10 protein-coding genes and 1 pseudogene are annotated in these 18,525 nt (G+C 58.4%); 5 read left to right on the top strand and 6 right to left on the bottom strand.

Annotation, left to right across the window (positions count from 1 at the left end; genetic code table 11):
- A pseudogene (locus ACILQA_RS04225) lies at window positions 1–235 on the top strand (hypothetical protein); the annotation flags it as partial.
- A gap of 6 nt (window positions 236–241) precedes the next feature.
- Here ACILQA_RS04225 and ACILQA_RS04220 read toward each other — a convergent pair.
- From ACILQA_RS04220 to ACILQA_RS04195, 6 genes are all read right to left on the bottom strand, one after another.
- Entirely contained in the window at window positions 242–1,993 is a 1,752-nt protein-coding gene (locus tag ACILQA_RS04220; RefSeq protein ID WP_395628565.1) for a DUF885 domain-containing protein, read from the bottom strand.
- Between the two features lie 104 nt (window positions 1,994–2,097).
- Entirely contained in the window at window positions 2,098–3,135 is a 1,038-nt protein-coding gene (locus tag ACILQA_RS04215; protein ID WP_395628564.1) for an aspartyl/asparaginyl beta-hydroxylase domain-containing protein, read from the bottom strand.
- A gap of 49 nt (window positions 3,136–3,184) precedes the next feature.
- Window positions 3,185–7,711, bottom strand: coding sequence for a glutamate synthase large subunit (gltB, locus tag ACILQA_RS04210; RefSeq protein WP_395628563.1), 4,527 nt, complete (start codon window positions 7,709–7,711; stop codon window positions 3,185–3,187).
- Window positions 7,708–9,150: an NAD(P)-dependent oxidoreductase gene (locus ACILQA_RS04205; protein WP_395628562.1), complete on the bottom strand. Its 1,443-nt coding sequence runs from the start codon at window positions 9,148–9,150 to the stop codon at window positions 7,708–7,710. Before ACILQA_RS04205 ends, gltB begins: the two co-directional genes overlap by 4 nt.
- Before the next feature lie 163 nt (window positions 9,151–9,313).
- Entirely contained in the window at window positions 9,314–10,114 is an 801-nt protein-coding gene (locus ACILQA_RS04200; protein WP_395628561.1) for an undecaprenyl-diphosphate phosphatase, read from the bottom strand.
- A complete protein-coding gene (locus tag ACILQA_RS04195) occupies window positions 10,111–11,028 on the bottom strand; it encodes a complex I NDUFA9 subunit family protein (RefSeq protein ID WP_395628560.1) in 918 nt (305 codons plus the stop codon). The genes ACILQA_RS04200 and ACILQA_RS04195 overlap by 4 nt, the downstream gene beginning before the upstream one ends.
- A gap of 206 nt (window positions 11,029–11,234) precedes the next feature.
- Here ACILQA_RS04195 and ACILQA_RS04190 point away from each other — a divergent pair, with 206 nt between their 5' ends.
- From ACILQA_RS04190 to ACILQA_RS04175, 4 genes are all read left to right on the top strand, one after another.
- Entirely contained in the window at window positions 11,235–13,475 is a 2,241-nt protein-coding gene (locus tag ACILQA_RS04190) for an autotransporter assembly complex family protein (RefSeq protein ID WP_395628559.1), read from the top strand.
- Window positions 13,475–17,635 (top strand): translocation/assembly module TamB domain-containing protein, encoded by a 4,161-nt coding sequence (locus ACILQA_RS04185; protein ID WP_395628558.1) that lies wholly within the window; start codon window positions 13,475–13,477, stop codon window positions 17,633–17,635. The genes ACILQA_RS04190 and ACILQA_RS04185 overlap by 1 nt, the downstream gene beginning before the upstream one ends.
- On the top strand, window positions 17,635–17,805 hold the full coding sequence (locus tag ACILQA_RS04180) for a hypothetical protein (protein WP_395628557.1): 171 nt from the start codon (window positions 17,635–17,637) through the stop codon (window positions 17,803–17,805). Before ACILQA_RS04185 ends, ACILQA_RS04180 begins: the two co-directional genes overlap by 1 nt.
- A gap of 60 nt (window positions 17,806–17,865) precedes the next feature.
- Window positions 17,866–18,525 (top strand): glutathione S-transferase family protein (locus tag ACILQA_RS04175; RefSeq protein ID WP_395628556.1); only part of this gene is annotated, 660 nt, incomplete at its 3' end.

Below are 18,525 nucleotides of genomic sequence, written 5' to 3'. Positions count from 1 at the left end.
AATTGACCGCGCCTATGCCGAAAAAGCGCAAGACCCCGGCATTGTCTTTGGCCGCCTGATCGCCGCCGAACGCGCCAAGCGCATGGCGGGCATCGATGCAGAGGCTGCCGAAGTCGAAGCACGCGTGACCGAATTTGAAAAGGGCCGCGCCGAACGCGAGGCGAAGCTGCAGGCGGAACTGGATGCCAAGGAAGCGGCATCTGCCGACGCAGAGCCGCTGCCTGAGCCCAAATAAGCGGGCTTAGCCCTTCGCTTTTTCCGCGGCGACCCAATCCTTAATCTGCTGCTCCAATACATCGAGCGGGACTGAGCCTTGGCCCAGCACCGCGTCATGGAACGCCGCAAGGTTGAATTTCGGGCCAAGCTCTTTGGTCGCCATGGTCCGCAATTCCCGGATCTTCAGCTCGCCCAATTTATAGGCCAGCGCCTGACCGGGCCAGCTGATGTAGCGGTTGACCTCGGCTTCGATATTGGCGGCCGACAGCGCGCTGTTGTCGGTCATGAAATCGATCGCCTGCTGCTTGCTCCAACCCTTGGCATGAATGCCGGTGTCGACGACCAAGCGGCATGCGCGCCACATTTCATAAGACAGACGGCCCATGTCTTTGGCCGGCGTATCATATAGGCCCATTTCGATGCCCAACCGTTCGGAATAGAGGCCCCAGCCTTCGGTAAAGGCGGTGAAGAATGCGCCATATTTGCGGAAGTCCGACAAGGGCAGTTCTTGCTGCAACGCGATTTGGTGGTGATGTCCGGGGACTCCCTCATGCACCGACAAGGCCGGAATTTCCCAGAACGGGCGCTGGTTCAGTTTCGACGTGTTGACGAAATAGGTTCCGGAGATGCCGATTTCGGGCGAACCCGGATTATAATAAGCCGTCGTGGTGCCTTCGGCTGTTTCCGCCGGAATTTCCTTTATGCCATAGGGCAGGCGGGGCAGGCGGCCGAACAAGCTGGGCATTTTGCCATCGATGATCTTGGTCACCCGCGCGACTTTTTCCATCAGCTCTTCGGGTGTCTTGGCGTAATATTGCGGGTCGGTCCGCAAATGTTGGATAAAGGCTTCGCGGCTTGGGTAGCCCGCCTGTGATGCGACCTCGACCATCTCGGCGCGAATGCGCGCCACTTCGTTCAGGCCAATTTGGTGGATCTGCTCTGCGGTCAGGGACGTCGTTGTTTCTTCACGAACCCGGAACGCGTAATATTTGGCACCGCCCGGTTGCGCAGACACGCCGGGTGCTGTGGCGCACGCTGGCTTGTAGCTGGCGGTATACCATGCGAGTTGTTTGTTCAGCGCGGGGTGAATGACCGTGCGGATCGTGGCTTCGGCCGCTTTGGCAAGGCTTGCAAAGTCCGCTTCGGAAACGCCCGCGGGCCGCTTTTTCGCATAAGGTTCGAAGAAGCGCGACTTGTTTACGTCGGTCGTAATCAGCCCGCTGATCGTTCCTTCAAAACCCTTTAGCGTGACGCAGGGCTGGGTATATTTGCCCTTGATCGCGACATTGGCCACCGCGATATTTTCATCATTCACGCGCGCATATTGGGCGAGCCGTGCATTGTAGCTTTCAAAATCCGCCTTGGTGCGAAACGGCAGATTTTGCGCCATGCCCGCAAGTTGCTGGTGCCAGCTGGAATAGGTTGTGAAATTGATCGCGCGTTGCCCGAAACTGTTGCCCTCAATTGTCGAGTTCAGCGCACGGCGTAATATGCCTGCCTCAACCTTTGATGCGGCATTCAGTGAATCGGACGGGATGGCATTGAGCCGCGCAAGAAACTTCGCGGCATCGGCGGCGCGGCGGTCCTGTGCGGCCAAGGTGTAGTCGCCAAGTTCCGATGCATAATCATTCACGCCCAGCGCGCTGGCATAGACCGGCTGTTCCTTCAACGAAGCCGCCCACACATCATTCACCAGCGTGACAAGGTCACCATTGGCGTCGGCATGCGCCGGAACGGCAAGGGCCAAAATCGATCCAGCGAGTAACAATTTGCGCATAGGGCGTCTCCTCGAAATAACAATGTGCGGACTAAAGCAGGGGCGAACGCAATTGACCAGACCCTTCCGCAATTCCCCTGCGCCCTTGGCCAGTGGCTGAGTGGTCAGCGGTAATTGTCGACGATATCGAACATCGCGGTGATTTGATCACGCTCGCTTTGTGAAAGCTCGGGCCGCCAGATATCGAATATCAACACCAGCCGGTCATAGGCGCTGTTGTTCCACGCCTCATGTTCGACACTGTCATCAAAGGCGATGACTTTGCCTTCCTGCCATTCAATCGTCGAGCCACCGACGCGAAAGCCGCAGTTGGGCGGAACGACCAAAGGCAAATGGCAGATAAAGCGGCTGTTCAACATGCCGCTATGCGGCGGGATTTTCGCGCCGGGCCGCAAAAGCGAGAGCATCACAGACGGCGCGCGCGGGCCAATGTGACATAGCGGCACATGGTCCATCACGGCGCGATAAATGTTCGGGCAACGCGCGATATGTTCGTCCACTGCCGCGCCATTTTGCCACAGATGCAATGTGCTCCAGTCCGCATTTTCCAACAGGCCATGATGGTCCTGCTGCGGCCGGGCGTTGGCCATTTTCATATAAGGCTGAAAACCGTCATGCTGCGCCAGCAAGGAAAGCGCCTCACGCTGCATGTCGGGGAACACAGCCTCCAGCTGTGCCACCCAGTCCCATGCTTTTGTGTCGGCAAATTCGACATGGGTCATATCGGGATAATAATGTGCCATCGGCTTTTGCGGAAACTGCCGATATTCCGCAGGTCGCTGCACATCGCCAAACATCATATCGAGCGATTGGCGAAATCGTGGATGCTGCTGTTCGCGCGAAAAGCCTGCTGCGCGCATTCCATCGATCAATGTTTGACGGAACAGATCCGCCAGCCATGTGACCGCAACGTGCGCGCGCGCAATTTCTGTCGCAACTGCGGGGTCGGACGATGGCCGCGCGGCGGCCGTGCGAATGGCGGCACTATAATAAGCATTGGCGGCCCGGCGGTCACCGGCCTCACGCCGTCGATCCGCTTTGGCAATCAGGGCGATGATGTCAAAACGGTCCGCCGTCAGCCGCGCATCGGCGTCCGCCTCGGACGGGAAACCGGTTGGGGTCTTGGGTTCTGCGGACGACATTGCCAAGCATTACGCCATTGCAAGGCGCTTTGGCAATGTCAGGCGCCACCTATTCCGCGGCTTCCAACACCTCATGGTCGGAAAGCGGCTGGCTTAAGCGGGTCAGCATTTCCTTCGGGCATATCTGCCAGAATTCACCGCGCCTGCGGTCCCAATCTTCCAGCAACGATTTCGACCATGCGCTGTCGGTAGCTTGGGCATGCGCGGCGACCAGCGACTTCAGCTGGTCTTCCCAATAGGCGCTGTCGAGCCGTTGCCAGACAATGCTGTCCGGGTTGGCCATCTTTGCAAAATCGCCTTCGGTGTCGAGCACAAATGCCATGCCGCCGGTCATCCCTGCACCAAAGTTGCTGCCAACCTTGCCCAAGATAACCGCCATGCCGCCGGTCATATATTCGAGACCGTTTGATCCGCAGCCTTCGACCACGACATGCGCGCCGGAGTTGCGGACGGCAAAGCGCTCGCCGGCCTGTCCTGCCGCCAAGAGCCGTCCGGAAGTCGCGCCATAGAGCACAGTGTTGCCGATGATGCTGTTCTGCTGACTGGTGAGCGGGCTGCTGACCGTTGGCCGCACGATGATGGTGCCGCCCGAAAGCCCCTTGCCGACATAGTCATTGGCGTCGCCAAACACTTCCAAGGTAATGCCCTGACACAGGAATGCGCCAAGCGATTGTCCCGCCGAACCACGCAAGCGGACATGGACATGTCCTTCGGAAAGGCCCTTCATCCCATACAGCCTCGTGATTTCGGAACTGAACCGCGTACCAACCGCGCGATGGGTGTTGCGGACATTATAGGTCAGCTGCATTTTCTCGCGCCGTTCGAACACCGGCTTTGCGTCATGGATCATTTGCGCATCAAGGCTGTCGGGCACTTCATTGCGGAATGTCGGGATGCTGAAGCGGCGCGCGCTGTCGGGCGCATCGACCTTGGCAAGGATGGGGTTGAGATCGAGATCGTCCAAATGCTCCGCACCGCGGCTAACCTGACGCAGCAGTTCAGTACGGCCAATGACTTCATCCAAGCTGCGATAGCCAAGCTTGGCTAGAATCTCGCGCACTTCCTCGGCAATGAAGGTCATCAGGTTGATGACCTTTTCCGGGGTTCCCGTGAATTTCTTGCGCAAGGCTTCGTCCTGAACACAGACCCCGACGGGGCAGGTGTTGGAATGGCACTGGCGCACCATGATGCAACCCATGGCGACCAGGCTGAGCGTGCCGATGCCAAATTCTTCAGCGCCCAAGATTGCGGCAATCACAATGTCGCGTCCGGTTTTCAGCCCGCCATCGGTCCGCAGCTTGATACGATGCCGCAGTCCGTTGAGCGTCAGCACCTGATTGGCTTCGGACAGCCCCATTTCCCATGGTGTCCCTGCATATTTGATGCTGGTTTGCGGGCTTGCGCCGGTTCCGCCAACATTGCCCGAAACGAGGATGACGTCGGCATGCGCTTTTGCCACACCCGCGGCGATGGTGCCGATGCCCGCTGCACTGACCAGCTTGACGCACACCCGTGCGCGCGGGTTGATTTGCTTTAGATCGTAGATCAGCTGGGCAAGGTCTTCGATCGAGTAAATGTCATGGTGCGGTGGCGGCGAAATGAGCGTCACGCCCGGCGTCGAATGCCGCAGACGCGCAATCATTTCCGTGACCTTAAAACCGGGCAATTGGCCACCTTCGCCGGGCTTTGCGCCCTGAGCGACCTTGATTTCAATTTCTTCGCACGCGCCAAGATATTCGGCGGTTACGCCAAAACGGCCACTGGCGATTTGTTTGATGACGCTGTTGGCATTGTCGCCATTTTCATAGGGCTTGAACCGCTTGCTGTCTTCGCCGCCTTCGCCGGACACAGCCTTTGCGCCAATCCGGTTCATGGCAATCGCGAGTGTCTCATGCGCCTCAGGCGACAAAGCGCCAAGCGACATGCCCGGCGTGACAAAGCGTTTGCGAATTTCGGTGATCGCTTCGACTTCATCAATCGCGACAGGTTCCTTGGCGAAGTTAAACTCCAACAAATCGCGCAAGTAAATCGGCGGCAGTTCCCGCACGCCTTGGGCAAATTGTGTGTAGGTCGAATAGCTGTCATTTGCGACCGCGCTTTGCAAAAGATGCATCAGCCCCGCCGAATAGGCATGCTCTTCGCCGCCATTGCGTTGCTTGTAAAAACCGCCCACGGGCAAGCGTGCAACCGCCGTATCAAACGCCTCTTCATGGCGATCCCGCGCGTTCACATATAACGAATGATAGCCTTCGCCCGAAATCTTGTTCGGCATTCCGGGGAAGAAGTCGTTGACCAAGGCACGTGACAGGCCAACCGCTTCGAAATTATAGCCGCCACGATAGCTGGAGATGACCGCGATGCCCATTTTGGACATGATCTTCAAAAGCCCTTCATTGATGGCGGTGCGGTAATTTTCGACCGCTTGGGTCAGGGCCAAACCACCCAATAGTCCGCGCGCATGGCGGTCGCCAATCGCGGCTTCGGCCAGATATGCGTTTACCGTGGTTGCGCCAACGCCAATAAGCACTGCGAAATAATGCGTGTCGAGACATTCGGCAGAGCGAATGTTGATCGACGAATAGCTGCGCAAACCATTGCGCACCAAATGCGTGTGCACCGCGGCAGCGGCGAGGATCATGGCAATACCAACGCGGTCGGCGCTGATATTTTCGTCGGTCAGGAACAATTCGGATTTGCCCATGCGCACGGCGGCGACGGCTTCTTCACGGATCCGCGTTATGGCCGCGCGAAGACCCTCTTGTCCTTCGGAAATATCATAGGTGCAGTCAATTTCTGCGCCCGCTGCGCCAAAGGCAGACTTTAACCGGCGCCAGTCGTGCGACGTGAGGACGGGGCTGGCGAGGACAAGCACGTCGGCGTTCTGGCTCTTCTCTTCCAAAATGTTGGCAAGGTTCGAGAAGCGCGTTTTGAGGCTCATCACATGCCGCTCGCGCAGACTGTCGATGGGCGGGTTTGTCACCTGGCTGAAATTCTGACGGAAGAATTGGCTGATCAGGCGCGGCTTATCGCTGATGACGGCGAGCGGCGTGTCATCGCCCATCGATCCAATGGCTTCCTTGCCATCCTCGATCATCGGCGCGAGGATCATTTCGACATCTTCAAGCGTCATGCCCGCGGCGACCTGACGCTTGGTCAGTTCCGCGCGCGACCACGCCGGGGCATCATCCTGCCCGACGTCGGGCAAGTCGGTGATGGTACGGAAACCACGCACGAGTGCGCCATAATCCTGCTCTGCCGAGATGCGGTCTTTCAACTCGCCATCGCGGTACAATTTGCCTTCGTCGAGGTTGACGGCAATCATTTGGCCGGGACCAAGGCGGCCCTTTTCCAATATTGTCGTTTCGGGAAGAACGACCATGCCGGTTTCGGAACCGATGACGAGCAAATTGTCCGACGTGCGGCTGTAGCGCAGCGGGCGAAGGGCGTTGCGGTCAACGCCTGCAACGGCCCAATGGCCATCGGTCATGGCCAGCGCAGCGGGGCCATCCCATGGTTCCATGACGCTGGACATATATTCATACATTGCGCGGTGGGACGCGGGCAGATTGGGGTTTGACTGCCATGCTTCGGGGATCAGCATCAGCTTTGCCGTTGGTGCTTCCTTGCCCGAACGGACCAATGTTTCGAACACGGCATCAAGCGCTGCAGTGTCCGATGAACCTGCTGGAATGACGGGCTTAATATCATCAGACTGCGCGCCAAAGGCGATGCTGGCCATTTTGATTTCGTGGCTCTTCATCCAATTCTGGTTGCCACGGATCGTGTTGATTTCGCCATTATGGGCAAGGCCGCGGAACGGCTGCGCCAACCACCATTGGGGGAAAGTGTTGGTCGAATAACGCTGGTGGAAAATCGCAACGCGGCTTTCAAAACGGTCGTCCTGAAGATCGGGGTAAAAGACCGAAAGGCTTTCTGCGAGGAACAGGCCCTTGTAGACAATCGACCGGCACGACAGCGAGCAGATGTAGAAATCGCGAATTTGCGCGGCGATGATTTTCTTCTCAATCCGGCGGCGGACGAGATACAGATTCTTTTCAAACTCGGTCGCGTCCACCGCATCGGGCATTGGGCCCGCGATCATGATCTGTTCGATTTCGGGCCGTGTCGCCTGCGCCTTGGTGCCGATAACCGACACGTCGACCGGCACCTGACGCCAGCCATAAATGGTGTAGCCCGCGTCAATGATTTCAGCCTCAACAATCGTCCGGCAGTTTTCTTGTGCGCTCAGGTCGGTGCGCGGCAGGAAGACCATGCCGACCGCCAAACGGTTTGGCATCGGGCGGTGGCCGCTGTCGGCAATGGCATCGTCAAAGAAGCGAACGGGCAAGTCGATATGCAGCCCGGCGCCATCACCCGTCTTGCCGTCGGCATCAACGGCACCACGGTGCCACACGGCTTTCAGAGCTTCGATCCCGGCTGCCACCACGCGGCGTGATGGCTTACCATCGGTCGCGGCAATCAAGCCAACGCCGCAGGCATCGCCTTCGGATTCCGGATAATACATGCCCTCATTGGCGAGGCGTTCATGTTCGGGGGTGGGATAGAATATGGTCATGCTGCAACCTTTTCACGGCTTGCTTTTGATTTCAGATAATTGTGCATATGCTGCGTCACGTCGCGGCCATCGCGGATCGCCCAGACGACAAGGCTCGCGCCGCGCACGATGTCGCCAATCGCGAACACACCGTCGAGATTGGTCATCTGCGTATTATGGTCGACGCGAATGGTGCCCCAGCGGGTGACGTTCAGGTCAGCCGCGCCAAACAATACAGGCAGGTCTTCGGCTTCGAAACCAAGTGCGGTAATCACCAGGTCGGCATCCAGTGTGAAGTCACCTTGCGGGTCATTCTCCGGCGCGCGGCGACCCGATGCATCGGGTGCACCAAGGCGCATTTTGGAAACCTGAACCCGCTCGACCTTGCCATTGCCTTCAAAGCCCTTGGGGCCGGACAGCCACACAAACTCGACGCCTTCTTCTTCGGCATTGGCAACTTCACGCTGCGAACCGGGCATATTTTCGCGGTCGCGGCGGTAGAGGCATTTCACCGACTTCGCGCCTTGGCGGATGGCGGTGCGAACGCAATCCATCGCGGTGTCGCCGCCGCCAATGACGACGACATTCTTGCCCTCGGCATTCAGCGCGCCGCTTTCAAAAGCGGGTACAGCGTCGCCAAAGCCCTTGCGGTTGGATGCGGTCAAATAATCCAATGCCGCCACCACGCCATTCAGATCGCCGCCCGGCAACGACACCGCACGCGCCTTGTACACGCCGGTCGCAATCAACACGGCGTCATGCTTGGCGCGCAATGCGTCCAGCGTGGCGTCACGGCCAACTTCGAAATTGGGATGGAAATGGATGCCCGCATCCTCAAGCCGCTTCACGCGGCGCATGACGACGTCTTTCTCCAGCTTAAAACCGGGAATGCCATAGGTCAGCAAGCCACCCATACGGTCGTATCGGTCGTACACATGCACGTCATATCCCGCGACGCGCAGATATTCTGCGGTCGTCAGGCCACCCGGGCCGCCGCCAATGATGCCGACCGATTGTCCACGCGATGGTCCGACCGCAACGGGTTCGACCCAGCCCTGTTCCCAAGCGGTGTCGGTGATATATTTTTCAACAGAGCCAATGGTCACCGCGTCGTGGCCGGAAAATTCAATGACGCAATTGCCTTCGCACAAGCGATCTTGCGGGCAGATGCGGCCGCAAATTTCGGGCATGGTGCTGGTCAGATTGGAAAGCTCATACGCCTCGCGCAAGCGCCCTTCGGCGGTCAGGCGCAACCAATCGGGGATATGGTTGTGCAACGGGCAATGGACCGAACAATATGGCACGCCGCATTGCGAACAACGCGATGCCTGATCCGCGGCGTCGTCGGACGCATAACGTTCCGCGATTTCTGCAAAATCTTCTGCACGAAGCTGCGCGGCCCGCTTTTCAGGGTAGGCCTGCGGTTTCGAGATAAATTTCAGCATCGGGTCTTTGGCCACAGCGCACACTCCTTGAATATGCGCCGCGCCTACCGCGGCAAACGGCGGATGTCACCTATAAAACCGAATAATAGGACAGTTTCACTGTCATATGATGTATATTTGGGGCCTAAATGAGGGTCTCACGCAATATTATTTCATATATTTATGACCGTTTCGGCCCTTACCGCATGGCCAGCCAGAGCAAAGCGGCTGAACCCGCAATGATTCGGTAATAGGCAAATGGCGCGAAGCCATATCGGCCCACCAGCGCCACGAACGCTTTCACCACGATCACGGCAACCACAAATGCGGCAGTGAACCCAATGGCAATCATGTCGAGATCATCGGCACTCAGCAGTGCGCGATCTTTCCATAGCGCGTAGACGGTCGCGGCCATCATCGTGGGCACGGCAAGGAAAAAGGAAAATTCGGCCGCGGTTTTGCGTTCGACGCCCATCATAAGCCCGCCCATGATCGTCGCGCCTGACCGGCTCACCCCGGGCAGCATTGCTGTGCATTGAATGAGGCCGATGGATAAGGCCGTGCCGAACGGTATGTCCTCAACCGAATGGAAGCGGACATTTTTCACGATCCGTTCAAGAACCAATATGATGATGCCGCCGACGATCAGCGCAATGGCGACGATCTCCGGCGTTTGCATGGCGGCGCGAATGGCGTCGTACGCGACAACGCCGATGAGCAAAGCTGGCACAAAGCCGAGCAGGATGTTGCGCGTGAACGCGATTGGACCGGGTTGTGCTTTCAACAACCCCATACCGACGGCCCAGAAGCGTTGCCAATATACCAGCAACACCGCCAATATTGCGCCCAGCTGGATGGCAATTTTGAACGCAATCGAACTGTTGTCGGTAAATCCGACCAGCTCACCGGCAAGTATAAGATGTCCGGTGGACGATACGGGCAGAAACTCCGTCAGCCCCTCGATAATGCCGAGGAGCACGGCGATCAGCCAATCGCTCACTGACTGCCACCAAAGCGGCCGTGCCGGCGATAGATGTTCAGCCAGTCAGCGCCAATTGTATCGAGCGGCGTGGGCACGATGCCATAGGCCGCAAGCCCATCCGTGCCGGTTACGACATTGTCCTTGCCCAGCATCTTATACTGATCTTCGGTGATAGGCGCGCCCGGCAGCCAACCCGTGCCCTTTGCGAGCAGCTTTGCTGCGACGTCAGGCACTTCCACAAATAGGGGAGCACGGCCGATGGCTTTGGCGATCCAGCGGTTCAGCTCCATCATCGAGAATATTTCGGGACCACCCAATTCAAGCGTGCTGCCGTCCTGATGGGCCACGGCCTTTGCAACAGCCTTTGCGACATCGCCCACAAATACCGGCTGGAACTTCGTGCCTGCCCCAATGACGGGAATGACGGGAAGCGACCGGATCATTCCGGCAAAGCGGTTGATGAACTGGTCTTCGCGGCCAAAGACGATGGATGGCCGAAGGATGACTGCTGATGGGAATGCTGCGCGCACGGCGGCTTCGCCACCTGCTTTGCTCTGCCCATATACCGCTTCGCTGTGTGCATCGGCGCCGATGGCCGACACATGCACGAGCGCTTTGACACCAGCGGCGGCTGCGGCCTGCGCGACGATGCCTGCGCCAACATTTTGCACAGCGTCCATATTGTCGAAGCTGCCGACAAGATTGATAACCGCATCCGCGTCCATCACGGCGCGCGCAACACTATCTGGCTTTCGCACATCCGCCGCCATCAATTGAACTTGTCCGACATTGCCGAGCGGCTTGATATGATTGGCGCCACCGACGTTGCGGCAGGCCACACGAATACGTGCGCCTTCGTTCAACAGCGCCTGCGCCACATAGCGGCCCAGAAAACCGCTGCCGCCAAAAATCGTTACCAACTTGCCTTGCATAAATGCTCCATCATGCAGCGTGTGAATTGGTTGGCGCTTTGCACCACCGCCCGAAAGCTTTCAAGGCCGACCTGCGCCCGCCTGCAGATAATTGGTTCACCCTGTGCCTTATCATTGGCATCCTATTCTCTTCACGGTAACGGATATTGATGTGTCTGGATGGAACCTTGTGCATAAGGGGACGTTGGGCGCGAAGGGATGTCTGTTTGATCCGATTAACTGCCTTTTTATATCTTGGTTGTGCCGCAGCGCCTCTGCTCGCCCAAAATCCGGCTGCCGGTGCCGTTGTGCCCGCGCAGGCGCCATCCACCGTGCCGTCGAAAGTCTTGAGCCCCGCACCCGCTGATCCGCAAACGCCAATCATTGGCGACGCGGAATTCGGCGCCGCCATCCCGTCACTGGACGACGCGCCGTTGGAGAGCATCGACGCGTGGCAGGCCGAACAAGAGGCAAAGGAAGAGGGCGGCACGGCGCAGCAGCAGACAGCACAAGCCGCTGGCGATCCCGCTATCGCAGCCGTGCAGGATGGCGATGCCGTGGAAATCCTGCCCGATCCGCCGGTTACGGACCCGTTGCTGGACGATCCGCTTCCGCCAATTGATAGCTTTGATGTTGAACCACCGCCTGAACCAACGCAGGCTGCCGAACGTGAGACGCGGGCGTTGCGTTATGTACTGCGTATCGATGGGCTGGATGCCACAAAGACAACCGATATTGCCAAAGACGCCGACGGGGTCGCTGTGGAAGCCGCTATTTGGCGTGATGTACGCGAAAGATTTGATAGCCTGTCGGTGCTCAACGATGGTGACGGTACGGCGGAAAACCGCGCAGAAATCAGCCAACGTGCACGCGCCGACCGTCAGTTGCTATTGGACATTCTAAACGGGCAAGGCTTTTTCGACGCTGATGTGCGTGTCGTGGTTCAGCCATCTGTTGTGGAAGGCCAGCCCTTGAACGTCATCCTGACGGTTGTGCCCGGACGGCGTTACTATCTCGGGCAGATCGCTTTTGCCGCGCCCGCTGTTGAGCCGGCGGATCTTATCAGCCGCAGTTTTGTTCCCAAAGGCGGCGATCCGATTGTCGCGGACATCATCTTGGCTGCCGAAGCGAATATTTCCGTTGAGTTGCCCCAAAATGGCTATCCTTTTGCAAAGGTCGGCGAGCGGGACATATTGCTGGATAGCGACAGGGGCATTGGCGACTACAGCTTGCCCGTGGAAACGGGCGCACGCAGCTATTTCGGGCAATTGCGGACCGAAGGCAGCACGGCTTTTGACGCCGACCATGTCTCGATATTGCGGCGGTTTAAGACCGGCGACCTGTATGACAGCCGGAAAGTTGACGATTTGCGCGCGGCGCTCATCGCCACGGGCTTGCAGTCGACGGTATCTGTTGAACCTGTCCCGGGCGAGGGCAGCGCGCCAGATGGAACGCCTTATGCTGACCTGCTCGTGCGGCAGGAAGCGGCACCGCCGCGCACCATTGCCGGCAGCGCAGGCTATGGCACAGGGCAGGGCTTGCGTGCCGATGTAAGCTGGACACATCGCAACCTGTTTCCCCCGGAAGGATCGCTGACCGCAGCGGGCGTGGTGGGGACAAAAGAACAAGCTGCGAGCATATCCGTCGCGCGGGCGAATGCCGGACGGCGCGACCGCAATATCGACATATCGTTGACCGCTTTACACAGCAATTACGACGCTTTTGAAGCCTATACCGGGCGTCTGGCCGGGACGATGTCGTTCGTGTCGACGCCCATCTGGCAAAAGAAATTTACATGGTCGATTGGCGCTGAAATATTGGCGACATCAGAAGACCAGTTCGATTTCGCGCGCGGGCTTCGCGACCGGCAGATCTTTTATGTCGCGGCGCTTCCCGGGCAAGTCGGCTTTGACCGGTCGGACAATCTACTGGACCCGACCAAAGGGTATCGCGTCAATGTGCGCGTGTCGCCAGAGACATCGCTTGGGACCGGAAAGCAGATTTATGCGCGGGCCATTCTTGATGCGTCTTATTATTATCCGGTGAAAGACAATATCGTTGTCGCCGCGCGCGCGCGCGCGGGGACGATATCCGGCATCGCACGCGATAACCTTGCCCCTTCGCGGCGCTTTTATGGCGGCGGCGGTGGATCGGTGCGTGGCTTTGGCTATCAACAGCTTGGCCCGAAAGATCCGAATAACGATCCGGTCGGCGGCCGGAGCATGAATGAATTTTCGCTGGAAGGCCGCTATCGTTTTGGCAATTACGGCGTTGTCGGCTTTGTCGATGCGGGCCAAGCCTATGAATCGAGCATTCCAAAGTTCAACGACTGGCGCATGGGCGTCGGGGTTGGCGGGCGCTTTTACACAAATTTCGGCCCAATCCGTCTGGATGTCGCGACGCCTGTGAACCGGCGACCGGGTGAATCGCGTGTCAGCGTCTATGTGTCGATTGGACAGGCGTTTTGATGATGTGGCGGCGCATAGCCATCGGGGCCGGGGCGGTCATGGCATTGCTGTTGCTGGTGATCGCCGGCGGTTATGTGTGGCTGGATACGCAATCGGGACGAAATTTTGTCGCGCGGCAGATTGCTGCGTTCGAAATGGAAAATGGCCTCAACATCCGCATCGGGAAGATTGAGGGTTCGATTTACAGCGATACCATCCTGCGCGATGTCCAGTTCCGCGATCCCAAGGGCGGCTTTGCCCGTGCGCCGGAAATCCGGCTTGATTGGAACCCGCTGTCTTATTTCTCCAGCGGCGTAAACATCACCTCGCTGCGCGCGCCCACGCTCAACGTGGCGCGGATGCCGGCATTCCGCATATTGCCCGACCGCGGCGACCCGTTGTTGCCCGATTTGGATATCAATATCGGTCAGCTGCAAATTGACCGTATTGTCTTTGCAAAAGGCATCACGGGCGCGGAACAGGTCGCCTCGCTGTCGGGCAAGGTCCAGATTGCCGATCGCCGCGCAATCGTCACCGCGACGGCGGGCAGCCTGCGCGGTGATCGCATCGTCCTGAAACTGGATGCCGTGCCGGACGATAATCGTTTCGATGTCGACCTGAACCTCGACGCCCCGGCCAAGGGCGTTGTGGCCGGGCTGATGGGACGTGACGTGCCCATGACGATGACCCTCGCTGGCCGTGGCAGCTGGCGCAAATGGGACGGCGCTTTGTCCGCGCAAATGGGTGCGGAAAAAGTTGCGGACATTGCCCTGACCGCGCGGGAAGGCACATTCACCGCAAAGGGCACCGCCGCGCCCGCCAAATTGATGGCGAACAGCCTGTTGGTGCGCGCATTATCGCCCGTGGCGAACATCGACATGGCGGCAAGCTTTGCCGAACGATCTGCGAACATCAGCGGGACATTGCGCTCGGCCGCGATGGAGTTGCGCGCAGATGGCGTTGCCGACTTGGGCGAAGCGCGTTTCCGCGACCTTGCCCTGGACATTCGTTTGCTTCGGCCCGGCATCATCGGTTCAAACGTCAGCGGCACAAATGTCCGCGGAAAGGCATTATTGAACGGGGCATTTGCCCAGCCCACCGTCGCCTATTCCGCGACCGCCACGCGTTTGGCATTCGGCCTTACGACCTTTGAGGATGTGACGTTGAGCGGTGAGGCGCAAGGCGCGGCTGACCGCTTCCTTATTCCGGTAGCCGCCCGCGCGCGGCGCGTCAGCGGTATCAACCAGATCGCCGGTGGCTTGTTGACCAACGTGCGCCTGAACGGTGATTTGGCGATCGCGAACGGGCGTCTGCTTTCGGATAATCTGAAGATCATGTCAGACCGTATCAACGCCACGGCCTTGCTGGTCGGCGATATTAATAAGGGTTTTTACACAACCGCGTTGGACGGGAAAGTCGACGGCTTCCAAGTGAACTCGGTCGGGCTGTTTAACGTGGTCGCCGACGTTGATATCGAGACTACTTTTGGCAAAGGCTATGCGCTGGTTGGCACATTGAAGGCACGTTCCACTCAGATGTTCAGTGCGGGCGCGCAAAAGTTTCTGGGCGGGCAGATGTTTGTCGATGCCGGTATTCGATACGGCACCAACGGCATATTGCAGATTACCCGTGCGACCGTCGTCTCGCCGTTGTTCCGGCTGAACAGCGGCACGGGAACTTACGTTGCCGACGGTGGCCGCGTACTTTTTAACGGGCTTGGCTATTCGAACCGATATGGCCCGGTGGCTGTCGCGATGACCGGGACTTTTGACGATCCGGTGTATCGCATCACGGCGACCAATCCGGGCTTTGGCGTTGGTTTGTCGAATGTGGTCGGCGTCGTCACGCGAAGCCAGCGGGGATATGCGGTCGCACTGACGGGGTTGACCGATTATGGTCCGATCAGCGGTGATGCCGATGTGCTTTCGGGCGATGGCCCCCTCACGATTGATATCCAACGGGGCAATTTTGCGGGTATCGGCATTACCGGTCGTATCCAGCAAGCCGCCGCGGGTCCCTTTGTCGGTACGCTCACCGGCGCAGGCGCAGGGTTTGACGGTACAATTGAGCTTTCGGCGCAAGGCAGTTTCCAACGCGCCGTCGTTGATGCGGTTGCGTTGAATGCGGAACTCGCCGGTGCGCAAAAACTGGCCATTGGTCGCGGCATCATTAAAGCCGACGTCATTTTGTATGACAGTCCGCAGATTGTTGCGGACGTTCAGATGGAAAATGCCATTTTGAACGACATCGCGATTGCCGCCGCCCGGGCAAAGATCAACTATCGCGACGGGACAGGGACGGGGCAGATATTGGCGGAGGGCCGAAGCGAAGTGCCATTCCGCGTCGCCGCCAATGCAGATTTCACCCCGCAGCTTTGGCGCATCGCTGCCAAGGGCCGGGCGAACAGCGTCGATTTCGCAACCGCTGGTCCCATCCGCATCATTCCGCGCCGTGGCAGCTATGACATTTTGCCGAGCACCATCAAACTGGCGCAAGGCTCGGTTCGGTTGGCCGGAAGCTATGGCGATACGATGTCATTCCAATCACGGTTGGACAAGGTCGACATAGCCGCTTTGAATCCTCTCTTTCCCGTTCCCGGCCTGAGCGGAACGGTCACCGGAAGCATCGATTGGGCGCAAGCATCCTTGGCTGCGTTTCCGCGCGCGGATGCACGGTTGGAAATCAGCAGCTTCGTTCGCGCAAATCTGGGGTCGCGTTCGCAACCTGTCGATATCAGTCTGGTCGCGCGATTGTTGCCCGATGGCGGCAATGCGCGCGCGATTATCCGGCGGCGTGGTGCGGCTGTGGGGCGTGTCCAGATTGACCTGACGCCGCTACCGCCCGGTACCGCCAGTTGGACCGAACGATTGCTTGCCGCGCCCTTGTCGGGTGGCGTGCGCTATAATGGTCCAGCAGATACGCTGTTTTCGCTGGCGGCTTTGGCGGATCAGAGCCTGTCCGGAAATATCGGCGTCGCAGCGGATTTTTCGGGCCGTGTTCAAACACCGCAACTGACCGGCGTTGTCCGCGCCAATGACCTGATGTACGAAAATGATGCTTATGGCACGCGGCTGACCAATTTGCGCATCCGCGGTCTGTTTACCAACGACCAGTTGGACGTGACCGAGCTGAACGCAAAGGCGGGCGACGGGACGATCAGTGGCAAGGGTATTGTCAATCTTAGCTCGGCCAAAGGCTTCCCGGTTCAGCTGAACCTTGATCTCGACCGTGCACGTGTTGCCCGAAGCGAGCTGATCTCGACAACGGCAACTGGACAAATCACCGTTACCAATGCGCCGGATGGTTCCGCACTGATCCGCGGTAAGTTGCGCCTGCCCGAAACGCGGTTCAAAATCATCCGACAGGGCGCGGCGAAGGTTGCAACGCTCACAGGTGTCCGCCGCAAACAGTCAATTCGCCGTCCGCGTGTGTCGGGTGATGCCGATGCAATCGCAAGCCTGCCCGGCAACTGGAAACTCGACATCGCGCTCGAAGCGCCCGGCAACTTATATGTCACCGGCATGGGGCTTGAATCCGAATGGGGCGCAAAATTGCGGATAACGGGCACCAGCGCTGCACCGTTGATTTCTGGCGATATGGAATTGGTGCGCGGCACATTGGGCTTTGCCGGTCGGTCGTTCGAACTGGAAAGCGGCCGGATATCCTTCAACGGCGGCCCCGCCGCCAACCCGTCGATTCGGGTCGCCGCCGCCAGTGACGTCGACGGCACGACGGTGCGCGTCAACATCAGGGGCACGGGCCAAAATCCCGACATCAGCTTCAGCTCGACCCCGGCATTGCCGCAGGATGAAATTATGGCGCGCATATTGTTTGGCAATTCGATTGGCGAACTGTCCGCAATTCAGGCGGTGCAATTGGCAGGATCGCTGAACAATTTGCGTGGCGGACCGGGCGGGCTTAATCCGCTTGGCGTGCTGCAGTCGGCAACGGGATTGGACCGGCTGCGCATATTGGGCGCGGATGACATCACGGGGCGCGGTATGGCGGTGGCTTTTGGCCAATATATTACCAATGATGTCTATGTCGAAATCGTCACCGACGCGCGGGGCTACACCGCAACGCAGCTGGAAATTAGCCTGACGCCCGCGCTTTCGATCTTAAGCCAGATCGGCAGCGGCGGAACGTCCAACGTCAATGTGCGGTATAAAAAGGATTATTGATGCGTCTTGTTTCGTACATTTTGTTGCTCACGCTGGCCGGATGTCAGAAGGATTTTGACAGCCAATATGCCGAAACCGAACGCAGGGTGAAGGCGGCCGAGGCCAAGATTGACGCGGAAATGGCGAAGGAAGCCAAACGGGAACCCGGCGAAGTTTCCAAATCCAACTAATCTATGCGCTTTTGTGGCGCACCCCTTCACATTTTGGTTAACCGGTCCTAACAGATACCTATGTGGCATCTCCATCAATATCCGCTGTGTCCGTTTTCGCGTAAGGTACGACTCCTTTTGGGCGAAAAGGGTGTGCCGTACAGCCTTGTGCGCGAAAATCCGTGGGAACAGCGCGACGAGTTTCTGCACATGAATCCCGCTGGCCGCACGCCGGTGATGCGCGATCCGGAACGCAATATCACCTTGGTCGATTCGGTCGCGATTTCAGAATATATCGATGAAACCGTTGCCACTAATCCGATGATCACAGGCACAGCGCAATATCGCGCCGAAACACGCCGGCTCGTCGCGTGGTTTGACGAACAATTTTATGGCGATGTGACGCAGCCGCTTCTGCACGAACGGATGAAAAAGCGCCTGATCGACCGGCAGCCGCCCGAGTCCAAAATATTGCGTGAAGCGATGAAGCTGGCCAACGGGCATCTCGATTATATCGATTATCTGATTGACCACCGTGCATGGCTGTCCGGCGCGGTCATGAGCATGGCCGATCTTGCCGCGGCCGCACAAATTTCGGTGGCCGATTATCTCGGCGGGATCGACTGGACGGGGCATGAGCAGACCAAGGCGTGGTATGCGATGTTCAAGTCGCGCCCAAGCTTCCGCCCATTATTGTCCGAACGGATGGAAGTCATCACCCCGCCCAAACATTATGAGCAG

The sequence above is a fragment of the Sphingorhabdus sp. genome (assembly GCF_044239005.1).
GTDB lineage: Bacteria > Pseudomonadota > Alphaproteobacteria > Sphingomonadales > Sphingomonadaceae > Sphingorhabdus_B.
This window is presented reverse-complemented; position numbering and strand designations above follow the sequence as displayed.